A 20,776-nucleotide genomic window follows, 5' to 3' on the forward strand; every position below is an offset into this window, starting at 1 on the left:
TCACGAGCAGGCACACGAGCAGCACGCCGGGGAAGGTCGGGTCGCGGCGAGCGGGAACGGGGATCTCCCCGGTCGCGAGGCTCACGCGGTGGTCGACGGCCGGCAGGAAGCGAAGCACGAGGAACGCCAGCAGCACGACCGAGGCGGCGATGATGCCGAACGCCGAGCGCCAGCCGAGCGCCTGCCCGATCGCGGTGCCCACCGGGACGCCGAGCACGAACGCCGTCGTGCCGCCGGCGCTCGTCACGGCGACCGCGCGGGCGATCTGGTGGCGCGGCACGAGGTGGCCGGCGTACGCGCCCGCGATCGCCCAGAACAGGCCGTGCGCGAGCCCGCCCAGCACGCGCGCGCCCACCAGCAGCTCGTAGCTCGGCGCGATCGCGGCGAGCACGTTGGCGAGAGCGAACACCCCGAGGACGCCGATCAGCAGCCACTTGCGCGAGTAGCGGTGCGTGAGCGCGGCGAGCGGGGCGGTCGTGAGCGCGACGGTCGCGGCGAAGATCGTCACGAGCAGGCCGATCTGAGACTGGCTGACTTCGAGGTCGCGGGCCATGTCGGGCAGGAGGCCCGTCGGCAGGAACTCGCTCGTGACCAGGACGAAGATCGCGACGGCGAGCGTCAGCAGGCCGATCCACGGGAACGGGCGATCGGGGTGCGGGGCGGTCATAGAGCACGGCTTTCGCGGTCGGCGTGACGGGCCGACAAGAACGGGGAGCCTCGAGTCGAGGCTCCGTGTCTACGCTAGTCGGCTCGTCGGCTCGTCGCGCGACACCGTCATGGCGAGCGCGGTGGCGGTGAGCGCCGCACCACCGAACTCCCCCGGCGACGAGTCCTCGGCGACGGCGAGCTGCTGGAGGCCGATGACCGCAGCGAGCGCGATCGTCGCGCGACGGGCTGCCTCTGACTCGTCGAAGCCCACCTGAACGAGAAGCTCCGAGAGGTCGTCGATGCGGCGGCGGGAGACGCGCAGCACCGCATCGCCGACGCCTTCCTCCGACGCCTCGACGTACAGCCTGGCCTCGCCGCCCCGGTGGGGGGCGGAGGCCGCGACGGCGGCGAAGAGCGCGGACAGTCGGCCCCGCGCATCCCCCCCGGCATCGGCGGCTCGGATGACGGCATCGGTCTGCTCCGCCTCCCACCTCCGCATGACGGCGGCCACGAGGTCCTGCCGGTTTCCGAAGTGCCAGTAGAAGGACCCTTTGGTGGCACCGAGATCTCTCCCGACGACTTCCACGCGCACGGCGCGCAGCCCGCCGCTCTGGAAGCGGGCGTATGCGGCGTCGGTCCAGGCCTGCGCCGATGCCGTGGTTGCTCTCGCCATGTTCCGTACGCTACCGTATGGCTCACATGCGGCACCGTACGGAAGGGCGCGACGTGCAGATCTCCGCAGGAGAGCCGATCTTCCGATCGGCGGTGTTCACCGACATCCCGGCCCCCGACTACGCCGACCTGTCGATCGTCGCCCTGCCGCAGGGGGCGCTGACGGATCCGCGCATGTGGGCGGAGGCGATCTTCGACGCCGCGAGCAGGCCGCTGTGGGTGAAAGGGGGCCTTCCTCGCGCGCGAGCTCCTCGCCCCCCTCACCGGAGTGCCGCGCGGGGATCGCGATGTCTTCACTGTCCGTGCCGTGCCCGGCGATGAGGCGCTACTCAGCATCGAGGATCGCCACCTCGGCTTCCGCGTGGGCGTGGGGGTGGATGCGCGGGCTCGGCTCGTGCGCGTCGTCACGGCCGTGCGTCTGAAGGGCTGGCGGGGTCGGGTGTACTTCGCACCGGTGCGCCTCGCGCATCCCCTCGTTGTCGACGCGATGCTCGCGCGCGCCTGCCGGAGACTCGCCGCCGAATAGGGTGAGTGGGTGACAGACACCCCCCACCACTGGATCGTCACCCTCGTCTGCGACGACCAGCCCGGCATCGTGCACGCCGTCACGGGCGCCATCGTCGAGGCCGAGGGGAACATCACCGAGCTCCAGCAGTTCTCGAGCCACGAGTCCGGCCGGTTCTTCCTGCGGCTGCAGACCGAGACCCTCGCCGATCACGACCGCGTCGCCGCCGCCCTCGCTCCCGTCGTCGAGCACTACGGCATGGATTGCCGCATCGACCGCGTCGGTCGGCCGCTGCGCACGCTCGTGCTCGTCTCCAAGGCCGCCCACTGCCTCAACGACCTGCTCTTCCGCCAGCGCGCCGGGCAGCTGCCGGCAGAGATCCCGCTCGTCATCGGCAACCACCCCGAGCTCGGCGAGCTCGCGAGCTTCTACGGCGTGCCGTTCGAGTCGCGGCCCGTCACGACGCCGGAGGAGAAGGCGGCCTTCGAGGCGCGCATCCTCGATGTCGTCGAGCAGCACGACATCGAGCTCGTCGTGCTCGCGCGGTACATGCAGATACTCTCCCCCGAGCTGTGCGCGCGCCTCGCCGGCCGCATCATCAACATCCACCACTCGTTCCTGCCCGGGTTCAAGGGCGCGAACCCCTACAAGCAGGCGCACGCACGCGGCGTGAAGCTCATCGGTGCGACGGCTCACTTCGTCACGAGCGACCTCGACGAGGGCCCGATCATCGAGCAGAACGTCGTGCGCGTCGACCACTCGCGCAGCCCCTCCGAGCTCGTGGCGATCGGTCAGGACGAGGAGAGCCGGACTCTCAGCCAAGCCGTCACGTGGTTCGCCGAGGATCGCGTGCTGCTCGATGGACGCCGCACCATCATCTTCAAGTAGAGGAGGCGCTCGTGGCCACGACGCTCGTTCACGGCTGCGACCTCCTCGACGCGAGCGGCCGGCGAGCCGGCTGGGTGCTCCTCGACGGTCCGGCGATCGCCGCGACCGGCATCGAGGGGCGGGATGCCCTGCCTGCCGCCGCGACGGTGATCGCGCTCCCCGGCGGCACCCTGACCCCCGGGTTCATCGACCTGCACGGGCACGGGGGCGCCGGCGCCGGCTTCGATGAGGGAGCGCAGGGCATCGCCTCGGCGCTCGCGGTGCATCGCCGGCACGGGACGACGCGCTCGGTCATCTCGCTCGTCGCGAACCCGATCGAGTCGCTCGTCGGGAGCCTTCGCCTCATCGCCCGCCTCGCGGCCACCGACCCGACGATCGTCGGCGCGCACCTCGAGGGCCCGTTCCTCGCTCCTGCGCGACGGGGAGCGCACGCCGCGGAGCACCTGCTCGCCCCCGAGGAGGACGTTGTCGAGATCCTCCTCTCGGCCGCCGCCGGAGCTCTCGTCCAGGCGACGATCGCGCCCGAGCTGCCAGGGGCGATGGAGGCGATCCGCCGCCTCTCCGGTGCCGGCGTCGTCGTCGGAGTGGGTCACACCGAGGCGGACGAGACCACGGCGCGCGCGGCGTTCGACGCCGGAGCGCGACTGCTGACGCACGCGTTCAACGCGATGCCGGGCATCCATCACCGCGCCCCCGGCCCCGTCGCCGCCGCCATCGACGACGACCGCGTGGTGCTCGAGCTCGTGCTCGACGGCGTGCACGTGCACCCCTCGGTCGCCCGCATCGCCTTCCGCTCGGCGCCCGGGCGCATCGCGCTCGTGACCGACGCGATGGCGGCGGCGGGGAGCGCCGACGGCTTCTACCGGCTCGGCAGCCTCAACGTGACCGTGCAGGGCGGCATCGCGCTGCTCAACGGCACGTCGACGATCGCCGGGTCGACCCTGACTCAGGATGTCGCGCTGCGCACGGCGATCTCGGCCGGCATCGGCGAGGTCGCGGCGGTCGAGGCCCTGACGACGACGCCCGCGCGAGTGCTCGGCCGTCAGCGCGAGTGGGGGATGCTCGCCGCGGGCTTCGCGGCCGACCTCGTGGCGCTCGACGCCGACCTCCGAGTCGAGCGGGTGTGGGCCGCGGGCGAGCCCGTGCCGCTCGACGCCTGACGGCACGGCGCCCCGCTCACGATCCCCGCGCGGCTCCGCGCGTGACGACGACCCGGGCCTCCTGAACAGGACCCGGGCCGTCGTGGCAGTGCAGCCGAAGGGCTAGAGCTTCGTCTTGCCCTTCGGCTGCACGGTCACGGGCGCACTCTCGGCGCTCGCGGTCTCACCGTCGGCGTTCGTCGCTGTGACGACGACCGTCAGCTCCGAGCCGACCCACGACTGCTTGAGTCGCAGACTCTCCGACGCGGCCTTCCTGATGGGCTCGCCGTCGAGGAACCACTGGTAACTGAGCTCGACGCCCTCCTGGTTCCACGTCCCTGCAGTCGCCGTGACCGTCGAGTTCGCCGTCGAGGCGCCCTCGATGACCGGAGCCTGGACCGCCTCGAGCGGCGCCGCTCCCGACTCGACCGTGACGACCGTCCTCGCTCCCGTGTCGCCGTAGCTCACGAGGCCGATGTAGGTCGACTCGGCCTCGAGGCCGCTCCACGACGCTGTGTACGTCGACTCCACCCCCTGCTGGCCGGCGATGACGGCCGGGTCGAGCGCGAGCTCGGCGCCCCCGTCGACAGCCGAGGTGATCGTGAGATCCCAGCTGACCGTGCCGGGCGCCGAGTAGACGTCCGCGAGCACGAGGTACTGACCGGCCTCGGGGTTCGGCAGGTCGACGCGCTCGTCCGCCGCGCCCGTCGCCGAGAACCACAGCGCGATTGGCTGACCGGCATCGTCGAGCAGGTACACGTAGAGGTCGAGGTCGGCCGTGTCGTCGAGGGAGTCGAGGTCGAAGCGCGCGAGCGCCGTTACCGCGGGCACCTCGACGAGGTACTCGACAGCGTCGCCGGTCACGCCCGAGCCGGAGTTCGCCGACCCGGGGTCGTTCGGATCGGCGAGGAGCTGGCCGCGCGAGAGGCCCGTCGTGCTGAGCGCGATGTCGCCCGTGCCGCCCGGCGTGACGCTCACGTCGACCGACCCGGCGATTCCCTCGCCGGCGACCTCGGCAGCGGCGATGATCGTGACCGGCTTGGCCGCGAGCGGCGACCGCACCGTGGTCTCACCCGAGGTCCAGGTCAGCGACCCGGAGGAGTAGGCGTCGAGAGGAGCCGTCGTGCGCGTGAAGGTGACAGTGAAGGTCGCCGACTCTCCTACCGCCGCGAAGCTCAGCGTCGAGGGCTCCACCGAGACGTCCATGCCCGCCATGCCCTGCACCGAGGCGGTGAAGGTGCCGGCCTGCGTGGCCGTCACCGTGCGGGTGACGGTCTCCGGCGCGGTCATCTCGCCGACGGCGATGGACGCGAGGTTGAGGTCGCTCGGGTCGATCGGGTCGACGGTGTCGCCGAGCTCGAAGCCGACGCCCTCGATGTAGCTGTACCAGTCGGCGAGACCGTTCAGGTAGAGCAGACCCGGCTCGAAGAACCGCGTTGGGTCGGCGTGTCCCGCGCCCTGCGTGAAGGGATCGGTGAGCGCGGAGCCGTCGACCTTCTTGGTGTCGTAGGCGGTCGTCATGATCGCCGACTTCACCTCGGCGGGCGTCGCGTTCGGACGCTCTCCCAGGTACAGCAGCGCGAGGCCGGCGATGTGCGGAGCCGACATCGAGGTGCCGCTGAGGAAGTTGAACGTCGGCGTCTCGCCAGCGCGATTCGACGTCGCGGCGAGAATGCCGACGCCGGGCGCCGAGATGTCGGGCTTGATGATGTCGCTGCCGTCGGCCATGACCGGTCCGCGCGACGAGAAGCCGGCGACCTGCGGAACGGCCGTCACGACGTCGGTCGAGTTGCCGAACGCCATGCTGACGGTCGCTGCCTCGGTCGCGGCGTACGCGCGAACTGCGTCGCGGTACTGACTGTTGAGGTGGATGGTCGGCACCGAGTGCGCATCCGCGTCGACCGAGCCGGGCGTGGCGTTGACGAGAATCATGCCGATGCCGCCCACGCGGGCCACCTCAGCGGACTTGGCGACGCGGTCGTAGACGCCGCGATCGCAGACTATGACCGTCCCTGCGGCGACCTTGCTCGCGTCGAGCGAGTTCGGCGCGCACAGCCTCACATCGGCTGCCGTGGCGCTCGCGGAGCCGAGCACGTCCGAGAGAACGAGCGCTCCCGTCGTCGGCTCCGCCCCCGCGGCCATGTCGACGGTGATCGACGCGCCGGCGAAGGCCTTCCCGTCACCGAGCGTCGCCGTCGCCTCGAACGAGGGGATGGTGCTCGCGGCAACCGTGGTGATCCAGGGGCTCGCGTTGTCGAGCGTCGAGGCGCCGGGGCCGGAATTGCCTGCCGAGGCCGAGACGAAGACGCCCGCGGCGGCCGCCCCGAGGAAGGCCTGGTCGATGATCGACACCGTCGAGTCGGCGCCGCCGCCGCCGATCGAGTAGTTGATCACGTCGACGCCGTCAGCGGTCGCCGCGTCGATGCCGGCGAGCAGGTCGCTCGTCGCGCATCCGTCGTCGGCCGATGTGGTCGGGTCCTTGCCGTTCCAGCAGACCTTGTACGACGCGATCTTGGCGCCGGGAGCGACGCCCGAGATGGTGCCGAAGTCGATGCCCTTGACGCTCGCGTCGACGAGGTGGTTGCCCGCCGCGGTCCCCGCGGTGTGCGAGCCGTGGCCGTCGCCGTCGCGCGGCGAGAGGAACTCGCCCGGCCCGGTCGAGGCGTCGCCGATGTTCTCGGCTCCGAAGCCGTCGACGAAGTAGCGCGCTCCGATGAGCTTCGTCGAGCAGTCGCCGGCCGTGAACTGGGCGCCCGTCTCGCAGATGCCGGTGAAGGTCTGGCCGTCGGCCTTGGCGAACACGATCGAGTCGCCGTCGCGGTAGGGCGCGTCGCCCGCCGTCGTGCCGAGCGGCTCGCCTGCGAAGGACGGGTTCTCGGGCGCGATACCGGTGTCGAGCACGCCGATGACGATGCCCGCGCCCGCGCTCTCGGCGCCGCCGACCTGCTCCCACACGCCGCCAGGACTCTCGAGACCGAGGAACTCGGTGCCGGGGACGGAGGTGATCTTGAGGAGCTCGTCGGGCGCCATCGCCACGACATCGCGCTGCGCGGCGAGCTTCGCGGCCTGCACGGCCGTGAGCTCGACCGTGAAGGCGTTGACGGTGGTGGTGTACGAGACGTCGACATCGGCGTCGACGGTCGCGGCCACCTCCTTCTGCTGCTGCCTGAGGTACTGGCGGTACTCGGCGACGGCCGACCCCTTGGAGTTGAGCTGCTCGCCCTTCTTCGGAGCGGTGCGCTCGAGTCCCGAGACGCCGCCTTCGTAGGTGGCGACGGCGTCCTCCGCGAGGAGGACGACGTAGCGCCCGTCCTCGAACGGGGCGACCATCGCCGCGGTGTCGAGCGGCGCCGCGGACGACGTCAGCGGCGCCGCGAGCACGCCCACAGCGACGAGCGCGGAACCGATTGCGAGAGAGAGGAATGAACGGATGGGGTGGAGTGCCGGGGTACGGCGTGCCCTTGGTGTCACAGCGTTGTGCATCCTTCGTGTGGAGGGGGGCGCTGCAGAAACAGGTGTACTGCAACCGTGGATTGGCTCACCATATGGCCCGCAAAGGGGGGTGGACAACCTTTTCTATTGCAGTCGTGTCAAGTTCTCCTCGCACTCGCGCGGCGCGCGTTCACCCCGCGTCGAGCAATCGTCCCGACCGACCACAGCGAATACCCATCAAGCGCCGGGATGCTGGATCCTGGTCACCCGGCGACCAGCCACGGTCCGCCGCCCCGCCCGCCCTCGACCACCGTCGCCCGGAGACCCCATGACTCGCTCGTCCCGCCTCCTCGCAGCCCCGCTCTGCGCGACCGCCGCCGTGACCCTGTTGGGCACGCTGAGCGGTTGCGCCGCGGGCGACGTATCCGGGGCTCCCGCACCCACGGAGCCCGCCACGGGCGCCGACGCCGACACGTCCGCGGCCTACGAGGACGGAGGCTATGCGGCGACGGGCGAGTACCAGAGCCCCAACGGCGGCGAGAGCATCATCGTCGAGCTCACGCTCGAGGGCGACATCGTGACCGACGTCGTCGTCACGACCAACGCCAACAACCCCACGACCCAGCGATTCCAGAACGAGTTCGCCGGCGGGATCGCCGCCGAGGTCGTCGGCAAGGACATCGACACGCTCGAGGTCACCCGCGTCGCCGGCTCATCGCTCACGAGCGGCGGATTCCGGCAGGCCATCGAGACGATAAAGGCGGATGCCCTCGTCGGCTAGCGCTGGCGACGCCTGGCTCTTCGAGGCGATCGGCACCGCCTGGCGCATCGACGCCGACCGACCGCTCGACGATCGCGACCGCGTTGCTGTCGCCGATCGCGTCGAGCGCTTCGACCGCGACTGGTCGCGCTTCCGCGCCGACTCCCTCGTGTCCCGGATCGCCGCCGCTCGCGACGGCGGCACGTGGGCGCTGCCGGACGACGCCGCGCCGCTCCTCGCGCTGTACGCGCGGCTGCACGCGCTCAGCCGCGGGCGGGTGAGCCCGCTCGTCGGCGCCTCCCTCGAGCGGCTCGGCTACGACGCGGCCTACCGGCTGCGGCCGGCCGGCGACGCGATTCCCGCACCGGAGTGGGAGGAACTCCTCGACCTGACGACCGACGACGCGGGCGAGCTGCGGCTCACGACCCGGCGCCCCGTGCTGCTCGACGTCGGCGCGGCCGGGAAGGGCCACCTCGTCGACATCGTCGGCGACCTCCTCGCGGCGCGCGGCGCGACGGAGACCGTCGTCGACGGCAGCGGCGACATCCGCCACCGGGGCGGGGCGAGCATCCGCATCGCCCTGGAGAACCCCGCCAACCCGTCGAAGGCGGTCGGCGTCGTCGAGCTGCGCGATGCGGCGCTGTGCGCGTCGTCGCCCCAGCGACGCGCGTGGGGCGACGGACTGCACCACATCATCGACGCCGTGACGGGGCTCCCCGTCGGCGGCGTCATCGGCACGTGGGCGATCGCGCCGACGGCGCTCGAGGCCGACGGGCTCGCGACCGCGCTCTTCCTCGCCGAGCCGGGCGACCTGGAGGCGGAGTTCGCATTCTCGTGGGCAAGGATGTTCAGCGACGGCCGCCTCGAGGCGAGCGCGAACTGGGAGGGCGAGCTGTTCCGATGAGAGCGACCGTGGATGCCGTGACCGGCCGCGCGAGCATGTACCGCCTGGCGACGATCGCCCTCGCCGCCGTGCTCGCGATGGGCCTCCTGCTCGGTGCGCTCGACATCATCGGCCCCGACCCGATCGGACTCCTCGCGACGCTCGGCGTCGTGGGTGTCGCGACGCTCGGCGCGAACGAGATCGCCGCCAGGGCCGCGCGCGTCGTCCCGCATCGCGAGTCGAGCGTCATCACCGCCCTCATCATCGTGTGCCTCGTGCCACCATCCGTCGCGACGCTCGATCTCGTCGGCGCCGCGGCGGCCGGCGTCATCGCCTCGCTGTCGAAGTACCTGCTCGTCTGGCGCGGGCGCCACATCCTGAATCCCGCAGCGACGGGCGTCTGGGTCGCCGGGCTGCTGGGGCTCACTGTGGGCATCTGGTGGATCGCGACACCCGAGATGCTGCCGATCGTCGCGCTCGGCGCCCTCCTGCTGCTCGATCGCACGCGTCGGCTCGACATCGGCGTCGTGCTGGTCGCGCTCACGGTGGCGATCATCGGCACGCGCCTCGTTCTCACCGGCGCCACACCGCTCGACGCGTACCTCTCCGTCTTCGTCGTCTACCCCGTCGTGTTCCTCGCCGGGTACATGCTCTCCGAGCCCATCACGCTGCCGCCGCGACGCTGGCAGCAGTGGCTCACGGCCGCGGTCGTGGCCGTCGCGTTCTCCATCCCATTCTCGTTCGCCCTCGGACCGGTGCTCATCTACACCTCGCCCGAGCTCGCGCTCCTGCTTGGCAACGTCGTCGCGTTCGCCGTCTCGCGGCGGCCCGGTTTCGCACTGCGCCTCACGGGAAAGCGCGCGCTCTCGCCGACCGCGACGGAGTTCCGCTTCGCGCCCACGCGCCCTGTTCGCTACGCCGCCGGCCAGTGGCTCGAGCTGCACCTGCCGCACGCGGCCGACATCCGCGGCACGCGCCGCGTCTTCTCGATCGCCTCGGCGCCGTCGGCGGCGATCGGCGACTCCCCCGAGATCGCGATCGGTCTGCGCATGCCCGAGCAGGGCTCCTCGTTCAAGCGCGCGCTCGCCGCCCTCGAGCCAGGGTCCCTAGTGCGCGCGACGCAGGTGAGCGGCGACTTCCTCCTCCCCCGAGACCCGGCGCAGCCCGTCGTGCTCGTCGCCGGCGGCATCGGCGTGACCCCGTTCGCGAGTCAGCTCGACGAGCTGCGTCGCCGGGGCGAGGAGCGCGACGTCGTGATCGTGGTGATCCCCTCGGGCGAGGACGAGATCCTGTACGAGGAGGTCATCGAGGACTCGGGCGCGCGCGTCGTGAGGCTCACGCGCGGGGAGCTCACGGCCGAAGGGCTGCGCGAGGCCGTGCCCGATATCGCGCGGAGACGCGGCTACGTGTCGGGCGCTCCCGGGCTCGTGGCGGCCGGGCGGACGGCGCTGCGCGCGGCGGGCGCGAAGCGCGTGCGCACCGACTATTTCGCCGGGTATTAGCCCGGTCGGAGGGCGCGCGCGGAGCAACCGCCGCTTCGGAGAGCAGCAGGACACGGTGCTGATTCGCCGTGCGCGAAACTCTGGCACTCGACAATCGAGAGTGCTAAATTACTCGTAGTTGAGTCGCCCCGACTCAACACACGAGACACCTCCCGGGTCCTCCGGGAATCGCGCAAAGGAGACGAGGATGACCATGTTCTTCGACCCGTTCCGCGAGCTCGACCGCGTGGCCGGCACCCTGCTCGACCGCCGTGAGAGCCCGCGACTCATGCCGATGGACGTCTACCGTGACGGCGAGCACTTCGTGCTTAGCGCCGACCTGCCCGGCGTCGACCCCGGCAGCGTCGACGTCGACGTCGACGGCCAGCTGCTGACCATCCGCGCCGAGCGCACTCCGCGCTCGACCGAGGGAGTGCAGTGGCTCACGCGGGAGCGACCGGCGGGCGCCTACCTGCGTCAGATCACGCTCGGCAAGGACATCGACACCGAGGCGATCTCGGCTCACTACGAGAACGGCGTGCTCAGCGTCATGCTGCCGGTGCTCGAGAAGGCGAAGCCGCGCAAGATCAGCATCGCCACCGCGAGGGACCGCGCGGAGGTCACGGCCTAGCCGACGCGATCGACGCGCGACGCGGGACGGCGCGCCCGCGCGGAACACGACGGATGCCCGTGGCGCTGGCCACGGGCATCCGGTCGGTTCTGCGGTCGGCTACGCGCCGAGGCGCTCCTTCAGGTTCGCGTCGAGGGCCTCGAGGAAGTCCTCCGTGGTCATCCACGCCTGGTCGGGGCTCACGAGCAGGGCGAGATCCTTCGTCATCTTGCCGCTCTCGACGGTCGTGATAACGACGTCCTCGAGGGTCTCGGCGAAGGTGATGAGCTCGGCGTTGCCGTCGAGCTTGCCGCGGTGCATGAGTCCGCGCGTCCACGCGAAGATCGAGGCGATCGGGTTCGTCGACGTCGGCTTGCCCTGCTGGTGCTGGCGGTAGTGGCGCGTGACGGTGCCGTGGGCCGCCTCTGCCTCCACGATCGCTCCGTCGGGGGTCGTCAGCACGCTCGTCATGAGGCCGAGCGAGCCGAAGCCCTGCGCGACCGTGTCGGACTGCACGTCGCCGTCGTAGTTCTTGCAGGCCCAGACGTAGCCGCCCTCCCACTTCATGGCCGAAGCGACCATGTCGTCGATGAGGCGGTGCTCGTAGGTGATGCCGGCGGCCTCGAACTGGTCCTTGAACTCGGCGTCGTAGATCTCCTGGAAGATGTCCTTGAAGCGGCCGTCGTAGGCCTTCAGGATCGTGTTCTTAGTCGAGAGGTACACGGGGTAGTTGCGCGCGAGGCCGTAGTTGAGCGAGGCGCGCGCGAAGTCGCGGATCGACGAGTCGAGGTTGTACTGCACCTGCGCGATGCCGTCGCCGGGCGACTGGTAGACCTCGAACTTCTGCGGCTCGCCGCCGTCCTTCGGGCTGAACTCAACGGTCAGAGTGCCCTCGCCCTTGAACAGGAAGTCGGTCGCGCGGTACTGGTCGCCGAAGGCGTGACGGCCGATGATGATCGGCTTGTTCCAGCCGGGGACGAGGCGCGGGATGTTCGAGATGATGATCGGCTCGCGGAAGATGACGCCGCCGAGGATGTTGCGGATCGTGCCGTTCGGGCTCTTCCACATCTTCTTGAGGCCGAACTCCTCGACCCGCGCCTCGTCGGGCGTGATCGTCGCGCACTTGACGCCGACGCCGTGCTTCTGGATGGCGTGGGCCGCGTCGATCGTGACCTGGTCGTCGGTCTCGTCGCGGTGCTGGATGCCGAGGTCGTAGTACTCGAGCGTGACGTCGAGGTAGGGGTGGATGAGGCGGTCCTTGATGAACTGCCAGATGATGCGGGTCATCTCGTCGCCGTCGAGCTCGACGACGGTGCCTTCGACCTTGATCTTCTGCACAGGGATCCTTTCGCACGTTCACGGGCGTCGAGGTGGTCGACGGCCCGGGGCCGCGATGGCGGCCGATCGGGGGCACGGTGAGGCCCGGGTCGATCCTATCGCCTCGGGCCATCTCTCTCGACGTCGAGATAAATCGGTCGGATGCTCGGCTCGGGTTCTGACTACCCTGGGGTCATGGGCGATCTGAGACTGGAAGAACTGTCGGCGAGGACCATCGTGGCTGCGAACGGCCTCACCCTCAGGCCCGGGCAGGAGCAGTTCGTCACTCCGGTCTCGTACTCGGCCGCTGACGCCTATCTCAACCCGACGACCACGTGGGCGCGCGTCGTGCTCGACGGAGACGAGGTCGTCGGCTTCATCCGCGGGAACTTCGACCCCGATCACGAGCGCCCCGAGTTCCGCAGCTGCATCTGGCGCATCAACGTCGACGCGACCAAGCAGGGTCGCGGCGTCGGCCGGTTCGCCGTCCGCGAGCTCGCCCAGGAGGCCCGATCGCGCGGCTTCGAGACCGTCTCGGTCATCTGGGAGACGGGCGAGGAGGGCCCGGGCGAATTCTTCCGCCGCCTCGGCTTCGAGGAGGTCGGAGAGACCGAGTACGGCGAGAAGATCGGGTCGCTGCCCGTCTGATGAGCGAGTCGCCTCTCGACTTCGCCGCGTTCGTGCACGTCATCGTCGACGACATCCCCGCCGGCCGCGTCATGACCTACGGCGGTGTCGCCGCCGAGCTCGGCTCGCTCGGCGCGCGCGCCGTCGGGCGCATCCTCGCCACCTCCGATGGCTCGGGGCCGTGGTGGCGCGTCATCGGGGCCGATGGGCGCCCGCCCGCCGGGCACGAGGCCGACGCGCTCGCTCACTACGAGGCAGAGGGCACTCCCCTGCGCTGGGTGGGGCGGCGCGGCGAGCCCGACGCGTACCGCATCGATCTCGAGGCGGCGCGGCACCGCCTCAGCTGAGCCGCGCGGCGGGGCCCGCGAGCGGCCGCCGGAGGGCGCGCGAGCGTTCGCCGAACAGGCGCGCGCGATGCTTCGGCGCATGTCTGCAGGACCGACACCTCAGCACGGCGCGCCCCGAGCAGGGCGCAGACGCGGCGCGCCCCGATCGACTGTCGGTGGCAGCGACGACCGTGCGGCTCCCGCGCTGCCCGAGTCGCTCGCACGGGACGACCGGCGCCCCTTACACTCGATGCAAGCGCTTGCAGACCGCACGAAGGAGTGTCCCGATGCACCGCACCCGTTCCCTCCGCGCCCTGCGGGGGGCACTCTCCGCCGGCTCTGCCGGAGCCCTCCGGGCCGCCCTCGCCGGGCTCGTCGCCGCCGTGACCCTCGGGCTCGCGGCCTGCAGCCCGGCCCCGTCGTTTCCGGAGCCGGCGGACCGACGCGACGCGGGCATCCTCATGTTCCAGTGGACGTGGGATGCGATCGCCGCCGAATGCCCGACCCTGGGCGAGATCGGCCTCGACTGGGTGCTCACGAGCCCTCCGCAGGAGCACGTCGTCGGCCCGCAGTGGTGGGTCGCCTACCAGCCCGTGTCGCACCGCATCGAGTCGCGGCTCGGCTCGCGCGAGCAGTTCGCGGCGATGGTCGAGTCGTGCGGCGAGGCGGGCGTCGACATCGTCGCCGACGCGGTCATCAACCACATGTCGGGGCAGGACGACCCTGGCGTCGGCTGGGCGGGCAGCGAGTACGACCACTACAGCTACCCGGGGCTGTTCGCGCCGGAGGACTTCCACCGCTGCACCGAGTCGCCGACGGGCGACATCATCGACTACCGTGATCGCGACGAGGTGCAGCGCTGCGAGCTCGTGAACCTCGCCGACCTCGCGACCGGCACCGACGGCGTGCGCGAGCGGCTGCGCGCCTACCTCGACGACCTGCTCTCGCTCGGGGTCGCGGGCTTCCGCATCGACGCGGCCAAGCACATGCCGCCGGAGGACATCGCCGCGATCGTCGACGGCCTGCCCGAGGGCACGCGGATCTACCAGGAGGTCATCCGCGGCCAGGGCGAGCCCATCCAGCCGGAGGAGTACGCCGAGGCTGGCCCCGTCTGGGAGTTCTCGTACGCGCGCACCCTGACGAGCATGGTCGAGAGCCGATTCCTCAACCCGGACGTGCGCTTCGGCCCCGAGGGCCGCACGCTGCCGAGTGAGCGGGCGATCTCGTTCGTCGACAACCACGACACCGAGCGCAACGGCGAGACGCTCTCCTACAAGGACGGCGAGGCGTACGCGCTCGCGACCGCCTTCCTGCTCGCCCACCCGTACGGCACGCCGCAGCTCACCTCCGGCTACGCCTTCGAGGGGCGGGATGCCGGGGCCCCCGCCGACGGCGAGGGTCGCGTCGTCGACGCCTCGTGCGCGGATGCCCCCCGCGGGCCGCAGCCCCGCTACGAGCCCGGCACGTGGGTGTGCCCGCATAACTGGGATCTCGTCCGCGGCCTGCTCGTCTTCCGCGCGGCGGTCGGAGACGCTCCGCTCACCGATGCGACCGAGTTCGAGGCGCGCGAGCTGCGAAGCGTCTCGGGCTTCGGCCGCGGCGCCTACGGGTTCGTCGCCTTCAACGCGGGCGCCACGAGCGCGACGGCGACCTTCGGCACGTCGCTCGTGCCCGGCCGGTACACCGACGCGGTGTCGGGCGCGGTGATCGAGGTCGACGGCGATGGCCGCTTCACGGCCGAAGTGCCGGGGCTCGGCGTGATCGCGCTGCACGTCGGCGCGGTCGAGCGCTAGCACGCGGCGCCGGCACTGCGGAGCCGGACCCCGCGCACCGCAGCCGCGCCGCGGCCCGCGCCGCGGCGCACGTGCGTTCCGGCGTCCACCGTGCACCTCGGCGCACGGGATCCGCCGAAAGGCACGGTCCGACCGCGGACTGCGTGCCGCGGACTGCGTGCCGCGCGGGTCCGCGCCCCGCGTCAGACGAGCGACTCGCGCCAGGCGGCGTGCAGCTGCGCGAACTTGCCCGAGCCCGCGATGAGCTCGGCCGGCGTGCCGTCCTCGATGACCTCGCCGTGCTCCATGACGAGCACGCGGTCGGCGATCGCGACGGTCGAGAGCCGGTGGGCGATGATGACCGCGGTCCGGTCGGCGAGCAGCGTCTGCAGACCGAGCTGCACGAGTCGCTCGCTCGGGATGTCGAGCGACGCCGTCGCCTCGTCGAGGATCAGCACGACCGGGTCGGCGAGGAACGCGCGCGCGAACGAGATCAGCTGCCGCTGCCCCGCCGAGACACGACCGCCGCGCTTGTTCACGTCGGTGTCGTACCCATCGGGCAGCGACTCGATGAACTCGTGCGCTCCGACCGCGCGCGCTGCCGCGACGATCTCGTCGCGCGTCGCCTCCGGTTTGCCGAGCGCGATGTTGTCGGCCACGGTGCCCGAGAACAGGTAGGCCTCCTGCGTGACCATGACGATCGCGCGGCGGAGGTCCTTGGGGTGGAGCTTCCGCAGGTCGACGCCGTCGAGCGTCACCGACCCCTCCGTGGGGTCGTAGAAGCGCGCGATGAGCTTCGCGAGCGTCGACTTGCCCGCGCCGGTCGTGCCGACGAGCGCGATCGTCTGCCCCGCCGGGATGGTGAGCTCGAGCCGCGGAATCACGACCGAGTCGTCGTTGTACGAGAAGCGCACCTGGTCGAAGCGCACGGCTCCGCGCGCCTTCCACAGGTCGATCGGCGTCGTCGGGTCGGCGACCGAAGGGGCCTCCTCGAGCACGCCCGAGATCTTCTCGAGCGCGGCCGCGGCCGACTGGTACGAGTTGTAGAACATCGCCATCTCCTCCGCCGGGTCGAAGAACCGGCGCGTGTAGAGCAGGATCGCGATGAGCGCCCCGATCTCCAGGTCGCCCTGGAGGATGCGGAACGCGGCGACGAGCAGCACCGCGGCTACCGTGATGTTGCCGATGAGGACGAGCCCCGGGTCGTAGATGCCGAACACCTGGATGACGCGCGCGTTCGCGTGCCGGTAGTCCTCGACGAGCTCGCCGAAGTGCTCCTCGTTGCGCTTCTCCTTGCGGAACGCCTTGACCGCGCGGATGCCCGTCATCGTCTCGACGAACTGCACGATGAGGCGCGCGGAGGCCACGCGCGTCTGCCGGAAGAGCTTCTGCGATCGCACCTGGAACCACCGCGTGAGCACGAGCAGCGGGATGAGCGCGACCGCGAGCACGAGCCCGGAGGTCGGGTCGAGCAGCACGAGAGCCGCCGCCGTGAACCCCATGTAGAGCGCGCCGGAGACGAGCTGGGTGAGCCCCGAGTCCAGCAGCTCGCGGATCGAGTCGAGGTCGCTCGTCTGGCGCGCGATGATGCGGCCCGACGTGTACGACTCGTGGAACTCCAGCGACAGCCGCTGCGTGTGGAGGAACACGCGCTTGCGCAGATCCAGGAGGATCGCCTGGCTCAAGCGCGCCGACATCACCTGGAACAGGGCGATGAAGCTCGCGCCGGCCACGCCGGTCAGCAGGTACGCGCCCACATACAGCCACACGGGCATCCAGTCGCCCTGATCGCGCAGCGCCGGGAGGCCGCGGTCGATGCCGAAGGCGATGAGCGCCGGCCCGGCGACCTGCAGCGCCGTCGACAGCACGATCACGGCCATGGTCGCGACGACCCGACCGCGGACCGGCCGCACGAGCGACCCGAGGAGGCGCAGCGAGCGCGCGCGCATCTGCCGCGACTCGGCCTTCGAGAAGTCGTCGCGCTCCTCGCCCTCGACACCGGTGACGCTCATCGCTTGACCTCCCCGTCGCGCTCGATGACGCGCGACTCGCGGTCGACGGCCTCGCGGCGCCGACCCTCCTCCTCGGCGAGCTTGAGCTCGCGGTCCTCGCGCTCGATCTGGGCGAGCTCCTCGTCCTCGAGCGACGAGATGACGTAGCGGTAGTGCTCGTTGCGCTTGAGCAGCTCCGAGTGCGTGCCGACGTCGGTGATGCGCCCCTCCTGCAGCAGCGCGACGCGGTCGGCCATCTGCACGGTCGAGGGACGGTGCGCGACGATGAGGCCGGTCGTCGTCGCGAGGACGCGCCGCAGCGCCGCCTCGACGAGCGCCTCGGTGTCGACGTCGAGCGCCGAGAGCGGGTCGTCGAGCACGAGCACCGCCGGGCGCGCGGCCACGGCGCGAGCGAGCGCGAGGCGCTGCCGCTGGCCGCCGGAGAGGCTGAGCCCCTCCTCGCCGACCATCGTGTCGACGCCGTCGGGCAGGCGGTGCACGAAGTCGGCCTGAGCGATCTCGAGCGCCTCGGTGAGAACCCGGCCCGCTTCGGCCCGCGTCGTCGGGTCGTCGCCGGCGAGCTCGGGCCGACCGAGCAGCACGTTGTCGCGCACGCTCGCCGAGAACAGCGTCGCGTCCTCGAACGCCATCGCGATGTGCCGACGCAGCTCTTCGCGCGTGAGCTGGCGGATGTCGACGCCGTCGAGCAGCACTCGCCCGCTCGTGACGTCGTACAGGCGCGTCGCGAGCGCCGTGAGCGTCGTCTTGCCGCTGCCGGTGATGCCGACGAGCGCCATGGTCTCGCCGGGCTCGAGGGTGAGGTCGATGCCGTCGAGGGTTCCGGGCTGGTCGATGGGGGCATCCTGGTATCGGAATACGACGTTCTCGAAGGTGAGCCGCCCCTCGGGCGAGGCGATCGTGACCGGATGCGCGGGGTCGGTGATCGCGTTCACCTCGTCCATGACCTCGAAGAACCGGTCAGCCGCCGAGCGCGTGTCGAACGTCATGGCGAGCAGGAACCCGATCGACTCCACTGGGAACCGCAGGACCGTGGCCGCCGCGAAGAAGGCAAGCAGCTCGCCGACCGTGATCTCGCCCGCCGCCGCGAGCCCGACGCCGCCGAGCAGGCTGAGCGCGAAGGCGACGTCGGGAACGAGGATGAGCCAGAACCAGATGCCGGCGATCGCGCGAGCCTTCTCGATCTCGGTCGAGCGCAGCAGCTCGGCCTGATCGGCGAACTTCAGCAGCGAGTGCTTGCCGCGGCCGAACGCCTTGAGCACCCGGATGCCGTGCACGCTCTCCTCGACGGCGGTCGCGAGGTCGCCCTGCTGATCCTGCGCGCGGCGCGCGACGACCGAGTACTTCTTCTCGAACAGGTAGCCGTAGACCCACAGCGGCGCCGAGCAGGCGAGGAAGAGCAGGCCGAGCCAGATGTTGAAGTACACGAGCAGGCCGAAGCCGATGACGATCGTCACGATGTTGACGACGAGCAGCACGAGGCCGAACGAGATCCACCGGCGGATGAGGTTGAGGTCGCTCACGGCGCGCGAGAGCAGCTGGCCCGACTGCCAGCGGTCGTGGAAGGCGACGGGGAGGTCCTGCAGCTTCGCGTAGAGGCCGTTGCGCATGCGCGCCTCGATGTGGGTGCCCGGCGTGAGCACGAACCAGCGGCGCAGTGCGATCATGACGGCCTCGAGCACGCCGAGCGCGAGCACGATGATGACGGCGGGCACGATCGCGTCGCCGACGCCGGAGGAGAGCGGCCCGTCGACGAGGTGCTGCAGCACGAGCGGGATCGCGAGCGCGACGACGCCGGCGAGCAGGGCCGCGACCATGCCGAGGTAGATGCGCGGCATCGCCGGCTTCGCGTACGGGTACAGCCGGGCGATGGCCCTGGCCGTGCTCAAGCGGGATCGGTCGTGCTGCGTCGTCGACATGGTGGTCCTCTGGCGGCGCGCTCCGGTCGTGTCGGGGCGCGCATCGAAGCGGGGGATGCCGCAGTCAGGTGGCGGATGCTGGTGGCGGGTGGTGCGGTGCCTGGCCGCGATCGGGCGCGTCGCAGCAGAGCCTTTCAGCCTAGACCCGTCGGCGAGGGATTGTCGACACCGGCGTGGGCGCGAGCCGGGCTCAGTGGAAGAAGTGCCGCTCTCCGGTGAGGTACATCGTCACGCCGGCCGCCTGCGCCGCCGCGACGACCTCCTCGTCGCGCACGGAGCCGCCGGGCTGGACGACGGCGCGCACGCCGGCGTCGATGAGCACCTGCAGGCCGTCGGCGAAGGGGAAGAACGCGTCGCTCGCCGCGACCGAGCCGCGCGCGCGGTCACCGGCGCGCGACACCGCGAGGTGGCACGAGTCGACGCGGTTCACCTGGCCCATGCCGACGCCGACGGATGCCCCGCCGGAGGCGAGCAGGATCGCGTTCGACTTCACGGCGCGGCAGGCCCGCCACGCGAACTCGAGGTCGGCGAGGGTCGCCTCGTCGGCGGGCTCGCCGCTCGCGAGCGTCCATGCGGAGGCGGGCGCGAACCGGTGGTCGGCCTCCTGGCGGAGGAACCCGCCGCTGACCTGGCGCAACTCGACGCTCGGCGCGGCGAAGCCGTCGGGCAGCTCGAGGAGTCGGATGTTCTTCTTGCTGCTCAGGATGCGCAGCGCCTCCGGCTCGAAGCCCGGAGCGACGATGACCTCGGTGAAGATCGGCGCGATCGACACGGCCGCCTCGGCCGTGACGACGCGGTTGGCCGCGATGACGCCGCCGAACGCCGACACGGGGTCGCACGCGTGCGCGGCCGCGTGCGCCTCGGCGATGGACGACCCGACGGCGATGCCGCACGGGTTCGCGTGCTTGATGATCGCGACAGCGGGAGCCTCGTGGTCGTACGCGGCGCGGACGGCCGCGTCGGCATCCAGGAAGTTGTTGTACGACATCTCCTTGCCGTGCAGCTGGTGCGCGTGCGCGATGCCCTGCCGGCCGTCCACTCGGTAGACGGCCGCGACCTGGTGGCTGTTCTCGCCGTACCGCAGCACCTGCTGCAGCGTCGCGCGCACATCGACGGTCGCGGGGCTGCCGTCGGTCGCGGGGTGCTCGGCGCGCACGCCGAGGGTGTCGGCGAACCAGCTGGCGACGGCGGTGTCGTAGGCGGCGGTGTGGGCGAAGGCTTTCGCGGCGAAGCGCTGGCGCTGGGCGAGCGTCGTGCCGCCGAGCGCGACCGCCTTGCCGATCGCGACGTAGTCGGCCGGGTCGACGATGATCGCGACGTTCGCGTGGTTCTTGGCCGCGGCGCGCACCATCGCGGGCCCGCCGATGTCGATCTGCTCGACGACCGCGTCGCCCGCGGCGCCGCTCGCGACGGTCTCGACGAAGGGGTAGAGGTTCACGACGACGAGGTCGAACGCGGCGATGCCGAGCTCGGCGAGCTGCTGCTCGTGGCTCTCGAGGCGCAGGTCGGCGAGCACGCCGGCGTGCACGCTCGGGTGCAGGGTCTTCACGCGCCCGTCGAGCGCCTCCGGGAAGCCCGTCACGCTCGAGACCTCGGTGACGGGATGCCCGGCCGCCGCGATCGTGGACGCCGTCGAGCCCGTCGACACGATCTCCACGCCCGCCCCCGCGAGGGTCGCCGCGAGCTCGAGCAGCCCGGTCTTGTCGCTCACGCTCACGAGCGCGCGGCGCACGGGGACGGCGTCGCGGTGGCGGTACGAGGCGGGGTCGTGGGCGGGGCCGGCCATGA

The 20,776-nt window shown here is 71.4% G+C and carries 17 protein-coding genes; 10 read left to right on the forward strand and 7 right to left on the reverse strand.

Annotated features, from left to right (window positions below):
• On the reverse strand, positions 1-667 hold a 667-nt coding region (locus FHX53_RS13045), incomplete at its 3' end, for an MFS transporter (protein WP_182491849.1).
• A gap of 69 nt (positions 668-736) precedes the next feature.
• The gene (locus FHX53_RS13050; RefSeq protein WP_182491850.1) at positions 737-1,321 is read right to left on the reverse strand and encodes a TetR/AcrR family transcriptional regulator; all 585 of its coding nucleotides are present in this window, start codon (positions 1,319-1,321) and stop codon (positions 737-739) included.
• Positions 1,322-1,627: 306 nt separating this feature from the next.
• Here FHX53_RS13050 and FHX53_RS13745 point away from each other — a divergent pair, with 306 nt between their 5' ends.
• From FHX53_RS13745 to nagA, 3 genes are read left to right on the forward strand one after another with little or no spacing between them, the layout of a single operon-like run.
• The gene (locus tag FHX53_RS13745) at positions 1,628-1,846 is read left to right on the forward strand and encodes a DUF2867 domain-containing protein (protein ID WP_343051030.1); all 219 of its coding nucleotides are present in this window, start codon (positions 1,628-1,630) and stop codon (positions 1,844-1,846) included.
• 9 nt (positions 1,847-1,855) lie between these two features.
• Entirely contained in the window at positions 1,856-2,713 is an 858-nt protein-coding gene (purU, locus tag FHX53_RS13060; RefSeq protein WP_182491851.1) for a formyltetrahydrofolate deformylase, read from the forward strand.
• Positions 2,714-2,724: 11 nt separating this feature from the next.
• Positions 2,725-3,873: an N-acetylglucosamine-6-phosphate deacetylase gene (gene nagA / locus FHX53_RS13065; RefSeq protein WP_182491852.1), complete on the forward strand. Its 1,149-nt coding sequence runs from the start codon at positions 2,725-2,727 to the stop codon at positions 3,871-3,873.
• Between the two features lie 102 nt (positions 3,874-3,975).
• Here nagA and FHX53_RS13070 read toward each other — a convergent pair whose 3' ends face one another.
• Positions 3,976-7,233 (reverse strand): S8 family serine peptidase, encoded by a 3,258-nt coding sequence (locus FHX53_RS13070; protein WP_343051031.1) that lies wholly within the window; start codon positions 7,231-7,233, stop codon positions 3,976-3,978.
• A 379-nt stretch (positions 7,234-7,612) separates the two neighbouring features.
• On the opposite strand from FHX53_RS13070, the gene FHX53_RS13075 reads away from it, so the two are divergent.
• The 4 genes from FHX53_RS13075 to FHX53_RS13090 all read left to right on the forward strand — a co-directional run bounded on the left by FHX53_RS13075 (position 7,613) and on the right by FHX53_RS13090 (position 11,039).
• Positions 7,613-8,065, forward strand: a complete 453-nt coding sequence (locus FHX53_RS13075; RefSeq protein WP_220476454.1) for a hypothetical protein — start codon at positions 7,613-7,615, stop codon at positions 8,063-8,065.
• Positions 8,049-8,948, forward strand: a complete 900-nt coding sequence (locus tag FHX53_RS13080; protein WP_182491854.1) for an FAD:protein FMN transferase — start codon at positions 8,049-8,051, stop codon at positions 8,946-8,948. The genes FHX53_RS13075 and FHX53_RS13080 overlap by 17 nt, the downstream gene beginning before the upstream one ends.
• A gap of 8 nt (positions 8,949-8,956) precedes the next feature.
• The gene (locus FHX53_RS13085) at positions 8,957-10,429 is read left to right on the forward strand and encodes an FAD-dependent oxidoreductase (protein ID WP_182491855.1); all 1,473 of its coding nucleotides are present in this window, start codon (positions 8,957-8,959) and stop codon (positions 10,427-10,429) included.
• A 187-nt stretch (positions 10,430-10,616) separates the two neighbouring features.
• On the forward strand, positions 10,617-11,039 hold the full coding sequence (locus FHX53_RS13090) for an Hsp20/alpha crystallin family protein (protein WP_182491856.1): 423 nt from the start codon (positions 10,617-10,619) through the stop codon (positions 11,037-11,039).
• Positions 11,040-11,138: 99 nt separating this feature from the next.
• Here FHX53_RS13090 and FHX53_RS13095 read toward each other — a convergent pair whose 3' ends face one another.
• On the reverse strand, positions 11,139-12,356 hold the full coding sequence (locus FHX53_RS13095) for an NADP-dependent isocitrate dehydrogenase (protein WP_182491857.1): 1,218 nt from the start codon (positions 12,354-12,356) through the stop codon (positions 11,139-11,141).
• 174 nt (positions 12,357-12,530) lie between these two features.
• Between FHX53_RS13095 and FHX53_RS13100 the strand changes: the two genes are divergently transcribed.
• The 3 genes from FHX53_RS13100 to FHX53_RS13110 all read left to right on the forward strand — a co-directional run bounded on the left by FHX53_RS13100 (position 12,531) and on the right by FHX53_RS13110 (position 15,081).
• Positions 12,531-12,983 (forward strand): GNAT family N-acetyltransferase, encoded by a 453-nt coding sequence (locus FHX53_RS13100; RefSeq protein WP_182491858.1) that lies wholly within the window; start codon positions 12,531-12,533, stop codon positions 12,981-12,983.
• Complete coding sequence (locus FHX53_RS13105) at positions 12,983-13,309, forward strand: MGMT family protein (protein WP_182491859.1); 327 nt, start codon at positions 12,983-12,985, stop codon at positions 13,307-13,309. The genes FHX53_RS13100 and FHX53_RS13105 overlap by 1 nt, the downstream gene beginning before the upstream one ends.
• 266 nt (positions 13,310-13,575) lie before the next feature.
• On the forward strand, positions 13,576-15,081 hold the full coding sequence (locus FHX53_RS13110) for an alpha-amylase (protein WP_182491860.1): 1,506 nt from the start codon (positions 13,576-13,578) through the stop codon (positions 15,079-15,081).
• Positions 15,082-15,263: 182 nt separating this feature from the next.
• Here the strand turns inward: FHX53_RS13110 and FHX53_RS13115 are convergent, their stop codons facing one another.
• The 3 genes from FHX53_RS13115 to purH all read right to left on the reverse strand — a co-directional run bounded on the left by FHX53_RS13115 (position 15,264) and on the right by purH (position 20,774).
• Complete coding sequence (locus tag FHX53_RS13115; RefSeq protein WP_182491861.1) at positions 15,264-17,072, reverse strand: ABC transporter ATP-binding protein; 1,809 nt, start codon at positions 17,070-17,072, stop codon at positions 15,264-15,266.
• The gene (locus FHX53_RS13120) at positions 17,069-18,988 is read right to left on the reverse strand and encodes an ABC transporter ATP-binding protein (protein ID WP_182491862.1); all 1,920 of its coding nucleotides are present in this window, start codon (positions 18,986-18,988) and stop codon (positions 17,069-17,071) included. The genes FHX53_RS13115 and FHX53_RS13120 overlap by 4 nt, the downstream gene beginning before the upstream one ends.
• A 190-nt stretch (positions 18,989-19,178) precedes the next feature.
• A complete protein-coding gene (gene purH, locus FHX53_RS13125; RefSeq protein ID WP_182491863.1) occupies positions 19,179-20,774 on the reverse strand; it encodes a bifunctional phosphoribosylaminoimidazolecarboxamide formyltransferase/IMP cyclohydrolase in 1,596 nt (531 codons plus the stop codon).
• Positions 20,775-20,776: the final 2 nt, after the last annotated feature.

The sequence above is a fragment of the Microcella alkalica genome (genome assembly GCF_014137945.1).
GTDB classification, from domain to species: Bacteria; Actinomycetota; Actinomycetes; order Actinomycetales; family Microbacteriaceae; genus Microcella; species Microcella alkalica.

What these genes read in the sequence shown, in the direction of transcription:
- FHX53_RS13100 (WP_182491858.1), top strand. Translation starts at nt 12,531, where the DNA reads ATGGGCGATCTGAGACTGGAAGAACTGTCGGCGAGGACCATCGTGGCT.
- FHX53_RS13050 (WP_182491850.1), bottom strand. Translation starts at nt 1,321, where the DNA reads ATGGCGAGAGCAACCACGGCATCGGCGCAGGCCTGGACCGACGCCGCA.
- purH (WP_182491863.1), bottom strand. Translation starts at nt 20,774, where the DNA reads ATGGCCGGCCCCGCCCACGACCCCGCCTCGTACCGCCACCGCGACGCC.
- FHX53_RS13110 (WP_182491860.1), top strand. Translation starts at nt 13,576, where the DNA reads ATGCACCGCACCCGTTCCCTCCGCGCCCTGCGGGGGGCACTCTCCGCC.
- FHX53_RS13075 (WP_220476454.1), top strand. Translation starts at nt 7,613, where the DNA reads ATGACTCGCTCGTCCCGCCTCCTCGCAGCCCCGCTCTGCGCGACCGCC.
- FHX53_RS13090 (WP_182491856.1), top strand. Translation starts at nt 10,617, where the DNA reads ATGACCATGTTCTTCGACCCGTTCCGCGAGCTCGACCGCGTGGCCGGC.
- FHX53_RS13080 (WP_182491854.1), top strand. Translation starts at nt 8,049, where the DNA reads ATGCCCTCGTCGGCTAGCGCTGGCGACGCCTGGCTCTTCGAGGCGATC.
- FHX53_RS13120 (WP_182491862.1), bottom strand. Translation starts at nt 18,988, where the DNA reads ATGTCGACGACGCAGCACGACCGATCCCGCTTGAGCACGGCCAGGGCC.
- FHX53_RS13105 (WP_182491859.1), top strand. Translation starts at nt 12,983, where the DNA reads ATGAGCGAGTCGCCTCTCGACTTCGCCGCGTTCGTGCACGTCATCGTC.
- FHX53_RS13115 (WP_182491861.1), bottom strand. Translation starts at nt 17,072, where the DNA reads ATGAGCGTCACCGGTGTCGAGGGCGAGGAGCGCGACGACTTCTCGAAG.